The sequence below is a fragment of the Fulvimarina fulva genome, from assembly GCF_039652615.1.
GTDB lineage: Bacteria > Pseudomonadota > Alphaproteobacteria > Rhizobiales > Rhizobiaceae > Fulvimarina.
The window spans coordinates 220,778-232,919 of the sequence record NZ_JBDJAC010000001.1; the positions used below are offsets into that span (position 1 = coordinate 220,778).

7 protein-coding genes are annotated in these 12,142 nt (G+C 62.3%); 2 read left to right on the forward strand and 5 right to left on the reverse strand.

The window, feature by feature from the left end:
• Nucleotides 1–38: 38 nt before the first annotated feature.
• The 3 genes from ABDX79_RS00975 to ABDX79_RS00985 form a co-directional block, all read right to left on the reverse strand.
• On the reverse strand, nucleotides 39–3,512 hold the full coding sequence (locus tag ABDX79_RS00975) for an AAA family ATPase (RefSeq protein WP_346218389.1): 3,474 nt from the start codon (nucleotides 3,510–3,512) through the stop codon (nucleotides 39–41).
• Between the two features lie 8 nt (nucleotides 3,513–3,520).
• Nucleotides 3,521–4,762: a metallophosphoesterase family protein gene (locus ABDX79_RS00980; protein WP_346218390.1), complete on the reverse strand. Its 1,242-nt coding sequence runs from the start codon at nucleotides 4,760–4,762 to the stop codon at nucleotides 3,521–3,523.
• 102 nt (nucleotides 4,763–4,864) lie between these two features.
• Nucleotides 4,865–5,791 (reverse strand): DMT family transporter, encoded by a 927-nt coding sequence (locus ABDX79_RS00985; RefSeq protein ID WP_346218391.1) that lies wholly within the window; start codon nucleotides 5,789–5,791, stop codon nucleotides 4,865–4,867.
• A gap of 94 nt (nucleotides 5,792–5,885) precedes the next feature.
• Here ABDX79_RS00985 and ABDX79_RS00990 point away from each other — a divergent pair, with 94 nt between their 5' ends.
• On the forward strand, nucleotides 5,886–6,953 hold the full coding sequence (locus ABDX79_RS00990; protein WP_346218392.1) for an aldose epimerase family protein: 1,068 nt from the start codon (nucleotides 5,886–5,888) through the stop codon (nucleotides 6,951–6,953).
• A gap of 16 nt (nucleotides 6,954–6,969) precedes the next feature.
• Here ABDX79_RS00990 and putA read toward each other — a convergent pair whose 3' ends face one another.
• Nucleotides 6,970–10,359, reverse strand: coding sequence for a bifunctional proline dehydrogenase/L-glutamate gamma-semialdehyde dehydrogenase PutA (putA, locus tag ABDX79_RS00995; RefSeq protein ID WP_463671102.1), 3,390 nt, complete (start codon nucleotides 10,357–10,359; stop codon nucleotides 6,970–6,972).
• A 301-nt stretch (nucleotides 10,360–10,660) separates the two neighbouring features.
• Between putA and ABDX79_RS01000 the strand changes: the two genes are divergently transcribed.
• On the forward strand, nucleotides 10,661–10,870 hold the full coding sequence (locus ABDX79_RS01000; protein WP_346218394.1) for a DUF3126 family protein: 210 nt from the start codon (nucleotides 10,661–10,663) through the stop codon (nucleotides 10,868–10,870).
• 90 nt (nucleotides 10,871–10,960) lie between these two features.
• Here the strand turns inward: ABDX79_RS01000 and ABDX79_RS01005 are convergent, their stop codons facing one another.
• The gene (locus ABDX79_RS01005; protein ID WP_346218395.1) at nucleotides 10,961–11,563 is read right to left on the reverse strand and encodes a transglutaminase-like cysteine peptidase; all 603 of its coding nucleotides are present in this window, start codon (nucleotides 11,561–11,563) and stop codon (nucleotides 10,961–10,963) included.
• Between the last annotated feature and the right edge of the window lie 579 nt (nucleotides 11,564–12,142).

Sequence of the window (12,142 nt, forward strand, 5' to 3'; positions counted from 1 at the left end):
TTCCGAGATCCTCAGCGTTTCGCTTCAGACGCGTTGAATCAAGCGAGTTCGATGATATCGACATCACGGCCGAGCTCATCCCTTGCAATCTCCACCACGCTGCGGTGATGGGCAAAGAGGATCGGCTGCATGTGCTCGCTGGCTTCAGCCAGCGTCCGGAGGCCTGCCGCCGTGCGATTGTCGTCGAAGGTCTGGAATATATCGTCGCCGATGAACGGGATCGGTTCGTTGCGGCTCGCATAATCCTCGATAAAGGCCAGGCGAAGCGCGAGGAACAGCTGGTCGCGGGTGCCGTCGCTGAGGTCATCGATCCTCAGCCTGTCGCCGTTCTCGCGCACGGCCATGAGCCTTGCTTCGTCGTTCTCGTCGAACTGCTGGGAGAGAGATGGAAAGGCACCCGTGGTCAGCGTCCTGAACCTCTCGCCAGCCCGTCGCATCAGCGGCGCGTCCTGACCCTGGCGGTGCTTTTCGAGCGTTGCGGAAACGAGGTTCGATGCGATCTTGAGAACGGCCCAGCGGCGCGCGAGGTCGAGCATCTCCGCTTCCACCGCCTTCTGTTCGAAAACGGCGCCTTCTGCGCCCTGGCCACGACCGAGCGCTTCCTTTTCATTCAGTTTCTGGCGAAGTTCCGCATAGGTTTCGTTCGATTGCGCGCTGAGATCGCTCTCTTCTTTTTCGAGATCGGCGAGGTCCAGATCTGCGCGTGATGGATCGAAACCCTCGAGCGCCTGCCGTACTTCGTCCTCTGACCAGGACGGAGCGATGTCGACCAGACGGGCGCGGGATTGGGCGGCGGCCTCGCGAAGACGGTCGCGCTCGTTCAGCCGTTCGATCAATTTTGCAGCATCGACGCCGTCGGGGCAGGCGGACAGAAGATCGGAAAGTTTTTCTCCGGCGGCTTCGGATTGCGCTTTCCGCTGGTCGCGTTCGCGTCTGGCGCGGTCGAGCGCGGCCTTGCGCTCGGTCAGCTTGGCGCTCGCGCGATAGGCAATCCCGCTTGCCTCCTGCAGCTCTTCCACGGCGCGTTCCGCCGGTAGGTCGCTCCACTGAGGCGCGATCTCGGAGATGAGCGCGCGCGTTTCCTCCTCGAAGCGTCGCGCGTCGCGCTCCATGCCCCGGACGCGCTCCTCGCGGTTGAGGCGCTGGCGTTCGATGCCTGGAAGGTCCCGCCAGAGCGAGATCGTCGCGGAAGCCTCGTCGGGCGAGGACCCTTTCGCAAGGCTAAGCTTCAAGAAGGTGGCATCCGCATCCTTGCGCCACATCTCCAGGCGCTTCGAAAGCTCGGCCTTTTGCGCCTCCAGCCTCTCGATCCGTCGCGCAACATCGCGCTTGCGGCCGGCATGGTCGCGGCTTTCCAGCCAGGCCTCGCTGATTTCCTCGATCCGCTGACCGATCGAGCGGACGAGTGGGATCGTCCCGAGAGCTTCGGCCTCGTCGATCCACACATTCTGCGCGACAGCGATCAGGCTTTTGCGCAGATCTTCTTCCCCGTCTGCGGCAGACGACAGATGGTCCGACCGACCTTCGTTTTGGCGATAGGCGTCCCGCAGGTCGCGCATCGCCTTCAGCCAGTCGACCATCTTTTCCGGGGCGGTGGCATCAACGCCCAGTGGCGCGAAGAGTGCCGCGAAGTCCGCCCCGGCGCTGTCCTCCGCGGCGCGCTGTCCGGCCAGCGCGCCTTGAAGCCTCGATCGTTCGGTTTCTAAGTCTGCATTTCGGGCGCTCACATCGCTGAACCGCTGGACGCGTTCGACATCGGCGAAGGCAGCGTCTGCCAGATGATCGGCGGAGCGTAGGTGCGCGCTGAACGTCTCGACGAGGGCATGCGCTTCAGCGGGGTCGGGGCGCGCGGCGCTGCCAAGCGCAGATGCGGCGATCGGGCGGAAGGCTTCGTCCCGCGCTTTCCTGGCTGAGGCGATGGTTTCGCGTGAAGGGATTTCGCCCCCGCGCTCGGTGTCGCGCAGCAGTTTTGTGTTTCGTGCAATTTCGTCTTCGATCCTCTGGAGATCGCTTTCGATCTTGCCGATGGCGCGGTCTCCCGCTTCCAGCCGTTGTATTTGAGCGGACACGGTCTCGATGGAGGGAAGCGCGACGCCGACGATCCGCTCGAAATCGGCGACTGACGGATCGAGCGCGAGCGCCGCATCGCGGATGCGCCGGGCCTCGCTTCGGTATTCGAGCGCAAGCTGCTGGGATTTCTCGACGGTATCGATCTCGGGGCGCAGGGCCGCCATCCAATCCTTGTGGGGCTTTGGATCGGTCAACCGGCCGGAGGGAGCATGGCGTTCGAGGTTCTCTTCGTTTTCCCGCTCGTCGGCGATCTGCTTCGTCAGGCCCGTCAGTTCGCGGGCAAGACTTTTGCCGTCCTCGGCAAGTTGGGCGGCGAGCGCAAGCGCGGCATCGGTTGGCTGCTGAGGGCCGCTTGCGTCGGCCGGAAGACCGAGCCGTTTCAGCCGGTCCTCGATGTCGTGGGCAAAGCCACGTTGCTCGCGGGCGACGGCCGGCAGATCTTCCCGCGTCTTCCGGTAATTGCCGAGCTGTTCGTGCAAGGCGCTGATCGCCTTTCCGTGAGCGAGGATCTTCTCGTCCACATCAATCTCGGCAACGGCCTCCTCCGCATCTAGCAGGCGCTGCGAAGCCTCCTCATGGGCTTTGGTGCACGTTGCGCGATCTCCCAGCGCTTTACTGAGGCCATCGGCAAAGCCTGGTCTCAAGGTTTCGAGATCGCTGTGATTTTGCAGTTTGCGTAGGCTCGCATCGATCTCGGCGACGACGGGGACGAGCTTCTTCAGCATGCCAAGCGCGTCGCGACGCCGGATCAGGGCCGAGAGCTGTTCCTTTTCCTCTTCATGCCGGCGCGCGAGCGTGTCGATTTCGGCATTGAGCGCCTTCCAATCGGTCGAGCGTAGCTCGGTCTCACGAACCTTCTGCCGTGCGGCGTCCCAGCGTTTCGCGAGTTCGTTGAAGTCTTTCGTGCTCGCTCGCGGGGCGTAGAGGTCCGCAGCCTCGTTTTCGAATTGCGCGCGCAGATCGCGTAGCCCGGTGAGGCCGGATGCTGCGGCAAGCAACGTGCCGCCAAGTTCCCCGTCACTGGCAAGCATTGCCTCGGCGCCTTCCTTGAGGCGGGTCGAGTTGAGACCGAACGCGCTTTCAAAGACCGTCTTGGTGAGGCCGCCGATAAACGGCGCCAGCGCGTCGTCTCGCAGCGCCGTTTCCGTTTCGTCGTCGGCAAGAAGCGTCGCCTTGTTGCCGCGCCTGCGACGGAAGGCAAGCTCTGAGCCATCGCGGGCCGCAACCGTCGCTGCTATGCGCAGCGTGTCCGCTCGGTGCAGGAAGTCGTGGGTCTTCTGGTGGGAAAAGCCGAAGAGAAGCGCCGATAACGCGGACAGCGTCGTGGACTTGCCCGCCTCGTTCGGCCCGTAGACGATATGCAGGCGCGCATCGGGCCGAAATGCGATCTCGTGATCGTCGAAGGTGCCGAAACGCAGAAGATGAAGACGCTTGAACCGCATACTTTCCGTCAGGCCTCGATCTCGGCGCGGGTGAGCAGAAGGTCGCGCGCCTCCGCCATCAGATCATCGGGTCCTCCCAGCGGCGTTTCTCCACTGCCGATGCCGCCGGGCAGCTTCGCGCAGATCTGGCGGACGATCTCCTCGGCATCCTCCCGGCGTTCTGCCTCGCCGAGCACGTCCGTGACCATGGCCTCGATATCGATGGACCGATCGATCGCGGGGCGGAGCTCTTCGGCGGTTGGATCGCTCACGCTGACCGCCAGCTTCTCAAGCCAGGCATCCGGGTGATGGTGATGGCAGGCTGCCTGAATGTCGTCGGCGAGCATCTCGCGGTTCGCGATCAGCCGCCGACGAAACGCGCAGGAACCGGTAAGTTCGATGCGGAAGGCGAGAAGTCGCTCGCCGGCTGCTTCCGCTTCTGCCTCGAAGGAGGCCGCGACCGCATTTGCGATCGTGCCCGGCTCTTCGTGATCGCTGACATCGACTGCGAGATGGGCCCAGCGGGCTTCATCGAAGACAAGACGTTCCACATCCCGGATCCGGCCATCCTCGACCGCGACCAGAACCGCGCCCTTCGCGCCGGTCTCGCGGATGCTGCGCCCCTGAAGATTGCCCGGAAAGACGATATGCGGGTACTCGCTGACGACCTCGAATTCATGAACATGGCCGAGGGCCCAGTAATCGTAGCCGCGATTGCGCAGGTCGTCTGCCGTGCAGGGCGCATAGACATCGTGTGGTGGCCGGCCGGTGAGGGAGGTGTGCAGGACGCCGATATTGAAGAGGCCGGACACGGGAGCCGGATAGGCGAGGGCGAGGTTTTCCTGCGCCGCCCGTTCGGCAAAGCCCTGGCCATGGAGCGCGACGCCGAATTCATCGAACCGGATGGTGGCAGGCTTGTTGGTCGGAAACTGCTGCACGCTTGCCGGAAGTGGCACGCTCTTTGTCACCACGCTTTCCGCATCGTGGTTGCCCCTCAGGAAAACCACCGGAATATCGGCTTTGGCGAGCCGCGCGAGCTCGCGGTTGAAGAACAGGCCGACGGAGTTGTCCTTCCACTCGCCGTCATAGACGTCGCCGGCAATCACCAGAAGGTTCACCTTCCGCTTGATCGCCTCATCCACCAGTTTGACGAACGCGCCGCGGGTTGCCTGTGCGAACCGTGCGGCAATGGTCGCATCTTTCACCGCCAGGCTCTGGAACGGGCTGCCGAGGTGGAGATCGGCGGCGTGGATAAAGGTGAAGCTCGACAAAGGTGGAACTCGTGAAGCGGGTTCGGAAAATCGGGTGTACCCTACATGAAGTGCGGCACCGGGACAGGGCGCGCCTTTGGTTTTCCAGTGTCTTATCGGGTCTCAGCAACCGGGCGGTAGTGGGGTTTGGGCAAGCATCGCCTCCCGCCTCGCCACTTGGCGTTCCCTAAAGAAGATGAAAAGACCGGAGGCGATGATGACGAGGGCTCCGAGAAGCGTCGTCCATCTTGGGATTTCGTCGAAGAACAGGAAGCCGAACAGCGTTGCCCAGGGAAGCATCGTATATTGAAGCGGTGCGATGCTCGCCGCATCGCCAAGCTTGAACGCGCGCGTGACGCATAGATGGGCCGCCAGAGCGACAAGGCCGAGAACACTCAAACTGGCGAAGCCGGCGAGGGTCAGCGGCGTCCATGCAAACAGCGAAAGCACAAGGCCCGCGACAAGCGCGCCGGCGGTCTGCCAGAAGACGAGCACGGTGTCCGGCGTTTGGCGAAGCGAGCGGGTCGTCAGCATCATCAGTGCAAAGGCGAAGCTTCCGAAGATTGCGATCGGTGCGCCGCCGGAAAATGTCGCGGCGGAGGGTTGGAGAACGATCAGCACGCCGCCGAAGCCTGCGAGGATCGCCGTCCATCGTCGCAGGCCTACCGACTCGCCCAGAAAAAGCGGCGCAAGCGCTGCGACGAAGATCGGCGCCGCCAGCCAGTAGGACAGGGTTGCGGCGAGCGGCAGATAGGCCAGGGCGCCGTAGAAGGCCGTTACCTCGGCAGTCGCAAAGATCGTTCGCAACACTTGCTGACCCGGCCGTTCGACGCGGACCAGCGAGCGGAAGCCGATCCGCCAGATCAGCGGCAGGAGGATCAGCAGCGCAGCAAGCGATCTCAGAAGAAGAACCTGCCCAACCGAATAGGTCTCTACGAGAAACTTGCCGAGGGCATCGTTCGCCATGAAGAGAAAGATGCCGAACACCATCATGAGGATACCGAGCGTTGACCGGTCAATCCGTGTGATGATCAATGTGGCCGTCGTCATCAGGCCCTGCTCCCCTAGCTTCCAATCCAAGCGCTGAGAACGCCCGGTAAGGGCGCTATCGCAGAAGCGCGGGACAACGGAAAGGGAGGGAACAATGGCGGGCTTGCAGCGGCGCGAATTCGGCACGTTATCGAATGGCAAGGCAGTCGAGGCCGTCGATCTTGAAACGGATGGCATCTCGATCACGGTGATGAGTTTCGGCGCGACGCTCCAGTCGATTCGCGTGCCCGACCGTGATGGCCGGATGGACGATGTCATCCTCGGCTACGACGATCTGGCGATGTACGAGACCCACCCTCAGCATTTCGGGGTTTCGGTGGGGCGCTTTGCCAACCGGATCGCAAAAGGCCGCTTCAGTCTGGATGGCCGTGAATACCAGCTCGAAACCAATGATGGGCCGAACCATCTCCATGGCGGCTCAAAGGGTTTCGGGGTGACCATTTGGCGCATCGCGGAGACCGGCGAGACGCCCAATCCCTTCGTCACTTTCGCGCTGACGAGCCCCGATGGCGATAGCGGCTATCCGGGCACGCTCGAGGTGCGCGCAACCTATGCGCTGACCGGACCCGGCGAATATACACTCACTTATGAAGCGGTGACCGACTCGCCGACGATCTGTAACCTTACCAACCACGCTTACTTCAATCTCGCCGGCGCCCTGTCCGAGCGAAACATCCTCGATCACGAGCTGATGCTTTCGGCAGATCGGTTCCTGCCGGTGGACGAGACCGCGATCCCGACCGGCGAATTTCTTAATGTCGAGGGAACGGTCTTCGATTTTCGGGCGGCAAAGCCTGTGTCTGAAGGGGTTCGCGACGGCGGGGAAGAGCAGGTTCGGCTCGTCTGCGGCTTCGACCATTGCATGGTTCTGACCGATAAGACGAGCGAGGAACCGCAGTTGGCCGCGCTCCTGAAGGACCCGAGGACCGGACGCTCCATGGAGATGGCTACCACAGCGCCCGGCATCCAGTTCTATTCAGGCAATTCCCTCTTTGGCGATGTGCCGGGCAAGGGGAAGCGGCTCTATCGCATGGGCGACGCGATCTGCCTGGAACCGCAACTCTTTCCAGACAGTCCGAACCAGCCGAACTTTCCCTCGGCCCGGCTCGATCCGGGCGAGACCTTCCGTCAGGTCTCGCGCTTTCGCTTCTTTACCGACTGATCCTTGGAAGCCGGACCTATGTCCGGCCCTTCGCCCGTGGATCGTTCTTCGCCACGTCGGCGAGCAGCTGTGCGTTGCCGCCAGAGGCGGTCGTGTCAATGCACAGATGCCTCTCATGCATGACATCCGGCACGGTCACGGCGCCGGTCACGAGCCGCAGGAGCGGGCCTTCTCGTCTGGCGAGCTGCTTGGCGAGTTTGCGAGCGGTCTCCTCGTCGCCCCACCAGATGGCGCTGCCGAATTCCGGGCCGGTCGAAAGATCGCGTTCCACCGAACCATTTTCCGCAACGCCGCCGAGACGCTCCACCGCTGCCCGCTGCTTCTTGCGGTCCTCGTCCGTCGGCCCGAGACAGAGCACCGCGGGACGCGGGCTGAGATGCAGCCGGTTGGATTCGCCCGTCGGTCCCGGAAGATCGATGGGGCTCGACGGCCGGTATTTCGGCGAGACGGCTTTCTGGAAGCGCGCCACGTAGAACGGTCCGCCCGCTTTGGGGCCGGTGCCGGAAAGGCCTTCCCCGCCGAAGGGCTGCGATGCCACGATCGCGCCGATCTGGTTGCGGTTCACGTAGAGATTGCCGGCATGGATGCGGTCGGTGACATATTGCACCCGATCGTCGATCCGGGTGTGCAGGCCGAAGGTGAGCCCGTAACCCCTGCCGTTGATCGCGTCGATGACCTTATCGATATCTTTTGCCTTGAAGGTCGCGATGTGAAGGACGGGACCGAAGATCTCGCGCTCGATGTCGGATATGCTGTTCACGCGAACCAGCGCCGGTGCCAGAAAATGACCCTGATCGGGCGCTTCGATCTGATGCATCAGCCGGCCTTCGGCCTTCGCCTTCGCAACATAGTCGGCGATCGGCCCATGGGCTTCCTCATCGATCAGTGGGCCGCTGTCGGATTTGAGATACCAGGGGTCTGATGGCCGGAAGGCGTCCATCGCGCCCTTCAGCATCTCGATGAAATCCTTCGAGATGTCCTCCTGCACATAGACGCAGCGGCAGGCCGAACAGCGCTGGCCGGCGGACTGGAAGGCCGACTGGATGATGTCGCGCACTGCCTGCTCGGGCAGGGCCGAGGAGTCGACGATCATCGCGTTGAGTCCGCCGGTCTCGGCGATCAGCGGCGCACCGGGATGGCAGTTATCGGCCATCGCCTGCTTTATCTTCTGGGCGGTCTCGGTGGAGCCGGTAAAGGCTGCGCCATCGATCCGCGCATCCGAGGTCAGCGCCGCGCCGACCTGACCGGCACCAGGAAGAAGCTGCAGTGCTTCGCGCGGGATGCCGGCCTCGTGCATCAGCCGGGTGCCGAGATGGGCAATCAGTGGCGTCTGCTCGGCGGGCTTGGCGAGCACGGCGTTGCCGGCCGCAAGGCCGGCTGCAATCTGGCCGGTGAAAATCGCGAGCGGGAAGTTCCACGGGCTGATGCAGACCACCCGGCCGAGGGGCTCGCTGGTGAGCTTCTTGGCTTCTTCCGCGTAGTAGTTCAGAAAATCGACCGCCTCGCGCAGTTCGGCCAGCGCGTCCGGCAGGGTCTTGCCGGCCTCGCGGGCAAGAGTCGCGAAGATCTCGCCGAAGTTCTCTTCATAAAGTGAGGCGGCCTTCTTCAGAATGCTTGCGCGTTCTTCAGCGCTCACATCCCAGGGCCTGGCCGCCGAGAGTGCCGTCTCGACATCGGCTTTCGACGCAAATCGCGTGGTGCCGACGACGTCGCCCGGATCGGCCGGATTGAGACGCTCCGCCTCGTCTTCGGGCTGGGCATCGCCTGCGATCAGAGGCCCGGCCTCGAAGCGCTTCGTGCGGAACGGTGCGCGTGCGGCCTCGATCTCCTCGAGATGATCGACGGCCGTCAGGTCCCAACCCTTCGAGTTTTCACGCAAGGGCAGGAAGATATCCGTGCCGGGCGTCACCGGCGGAGCGTAGCCGAGTGCCTCGAACGGGTCTTCGGCCACCTGTTCCGGTGGCACCTCCTCATCGACGATCTGGTTGACGAAGCTCGAATTCGCGCCGTTTTCCAGAAGCCGGCGCACGAGGTAGGCGAGTAGGTCGCGGTGCGCGCCAACGGGCGCGTAGATGCGGCAGCGCGTACCATGATCCTGCATGACCATGGTGTGCAGCACTTCACCCATGCCGTGCAGGCGCTGAAATTCGAACTCCTCGGATTTGACGCCCATCTGCTGCGTCATGTGCAGGATCGCTGCCGCGGTGTGGGCGTTGTGCGTCGCGAACTGAGGATAGATACGGTCGCGATAGCGAAGCAGCTTGCGGGCATTGCCGATGAAGCTCACATCGGTCGCGGGCTTGCGGGAGAAGACCGGGAAGCGCGGCAGGCCTTCCTGCTGGGTGAGCTTGATCTCCGTATCCCAGTAAGCGCCCTTCACGAGCCGAACCATCAGCTTGCGATCGAGGCGCTCGGCGGTGTCGTGGATCCAGTCGATGACGCTGCCGGCGCGCGGACCGAACGCCTGGACGACGATGCCGAAACCGTCCCAGTCCTTCAGCCGTTCGTCCTGGAGCACCCGGTCGATGACTTCGAGCGAGAGCGTCAGCCGGTCCTGCTCCTCGGCATCGACGTTGAAGCCGATCTTGAGCTTGGCGGCCTTGGCCGCAAGGTCGGCGACGACGGGTACGAGTTCGTTGAGAACCCGGTCGTGCTGGGCCATCTCGTAGCGCGGATGAAGCGCCGAGAACTTGACCGAAATGCCGGGATTGGTCGCGATATCGCCCTTGGTGGTGCGCTTCGACATCTTCTCGATCGCGTTGTCATAGGCCTTGCGGTAGCGTTCGGCGTCCCCGTAGGTGCGCGCTGCCTCGCCGAGCATGTCGTAGGAATAGGTATAGCCCCTGTCTTCCTGCTCCCTGGCACGCTCCATGGCCTTGTCCATGGTTTCGCCGAGCACGAACTGGCGGCCCATCACGCGCATCGCCTGTCCGGTGGCGTTGCGGATCACCGGTTCACCAAGCCGCCGCACCGCGCTGCGCATCGCCTTCAGCGGTCCACGGTCGTTCTCTTCCAGAACACGACCGGTCAGCATCAGCGCCCAGGTCGAGGCGTTGACCAGGGACGATGACGAGGCGCCAAGATGGGTGCTCCACTGGCCGGGTGCGATCTTGTCCTCGATCAGCTCGTCCATGGTCTGGGCATCGGGCACGCGCAGCAATGCCTCGGCAAGGCACATCAGCGCGATGCCCTCCTCGGTGGAAAGGCCATATTCGGCGAGGAACACTTCCATCAGTCCGGGATCGCCCGTCTTGCGGATACGCTTGACCAGATCGACGGCGATGGACCCGATCTTCTTCCGGTCTTCCTTGGACAGATCGGCTTCCGCGATCAGGCCGTCCAGAACCGCGTCCGCATCCGGGTAGGGTGAGATCGGCAGGACGGAGGGCGGCAGGGGCATATCCATGGGCATGAAGGCGAAATCCTCAGGTCTTCTAAAGGTACCGTAACCGTCGTTTTGGTCAGCCTAACGCGATTTTTCTTCGCTGTGCAGCCCATCGGGACAATTGGAAGCAATGTCCTCTTCTTTGTCCGCTCTTCAGACGGATTGTCGCTCTCGCTTCGGCGAATGGGCACAAATCTCGTGCTGGAATTGCTTGCTGCGAACAGGGCGACGCGCATTGGTCGATCCTACGACCTTCAGGCCGGTTGATTGCGCCGGATGCTGCATCATCTCTGCCATCGAACGACAGCGAAGGGATTAGGACGTGAAGCCCGACGAAATCAAGAAGCTCGACGCCTATTTGAAGCGCACGTTTTCAAGCGCGGATATTTCCGTGCGTGCTCTTCCAAAGCAGGGAGAAACTGCGGAGGTCTACAAGGGCGACGAGTTTATCGGCACGCTGAGCAAGGACACAGAGGAGGGCGAGTTGTCATACCATCTCACCATGACCATCCTCGACATCGATCTCGAATAAGCGAACCACCGAACGACATGCGACAAGGCCGGCCGCGACGGTTCTCGCGGCCGGCCTTTTTTGATCCGCTCGTTAAATGCGGTGCCTGTCTTAGCGCAGGCTGCCGACGAGGACGGAACGGTCGTCGGCGATATCGACCCACTTGCCGGCGTGGTTCTCAGCCTGGCGCTTCAGATAGGTGTAGTCCGTGTCGCTCCAGAGCGAGACACGATCGTTAAGATTGTCGAGAACCATGTCACCGCGGTCGGTGCGGACGGTCAGGACGGCGTGCCCCTCGCCATTCGACTGCAGAACGACGGTGATGAGAAGCGCCGACGCAGGAATGCCGGCCTGTTCGAGCATGTACTGCTTCAAGAGAGCATAGTCTTCGCAATCACCCTCTGTCTGGGGATAGGACCAGACGTCCGGCTTGCCGTACATCGCCATATCCTCGCGCGGATAGATGCTTGTGTTGACCGCCGAATTGACCTCGACAATCCTTTTCCAGAGCTTCTCGTTCAGCTGGACCGGGGCCGTCGCACGCTGGGCCGTGCAGCGATCGGCGTAGCGATGGCAGAACTCGTAATGTCCGATCGGCTGGGATGTGATGCTCGTCGTCGGCATATGGGCCGAACGTGCATTCGCCGGCGTGGACAGTCCGACTGAAACGACGGCTGCAAGGGTCAGGGCGGCGGTCTTGATGAAGGCGTTCATGGTCGGTCCTCTCCGTGTGTTGGAGAGAACCTGCGCTCGTTGTTTTGCTTTCGAACCAAATTGCGTGGATCAATTTAGTTCAAATTGTCAGATATACTTTGGTAACAAGCGTTGACGACGGTTTATATTGGTGAAGATCGGTTAGGAAGACTTTTCCTGCAGTGACCGGAATGGCGCGAAGTGACGGTTTCGATTGAACGGATTGCTAACCCTATGCCTGCCGAACGAAAGTGAAATTGCCCTGAAAAGACGTTGCGACCCCTGAAAATCAAGGCCTTCAGCTTTGTCGTGCAACGCAACGAAGCTTTAAGCCTGCGGTCGGATGGCTAAAGTACTGTTTAAAATAAAACGACGGTTCACGCCTTCGAAACCTTGCCGGTTGAGTCGGCGTTCACCCTGCCGGTCCGGTTGCCTCGTTTTTCGGGCCTTGCGAACTTCACGCGGATGGTTTCCAGTGTCTTGCGATCTGCGATCCGGCGCGCCGAGGACACTGGCAACGATGCGTTTTCTGCGTGGAAACGACGGATAGAGGCGGCAGGCTTCATCTCCGCAGCCCAGCTGGGGCATACGAAATCCGTT

Coding starts and splice junctions, on each gene's coding strand:
- ABDX79_RS01005 (WP_346218395.1), bottom strand. CDS start 11,563: ATGAACGCCTTCATCAAGACCGCCGCCCTGACCCTTGCAGCCGTCGTT.
- ABDX79_RS00975 (WP_346218389.1), bottom strand. CDS start 3,512: ATGCGGTTCAAGCGTCTTCATCTTCTGCGTTTCGGCACCTTCGACGAT.
- ABDX79_RS00990 (WP_346218392.1), top strand. CDS start 5,886: ATGGCGGGCTTGCAGCGGCGCGAATTCGGCACGTTATCGAATGGCAAG.
- putA (WP_463671102.1), bottom strand. CDS start 10,359: ATGGATATGCCCCTGCCGCCCTCCGTCCTGCCGATCTCACCCTACCCG.
- ABDX79_RS00985 (WP_346218391.1), bottom strand. CDS start 5,791: ATGACGACGGCCACATTGATCATCACACGGATTGACCGGTCAACGCTC.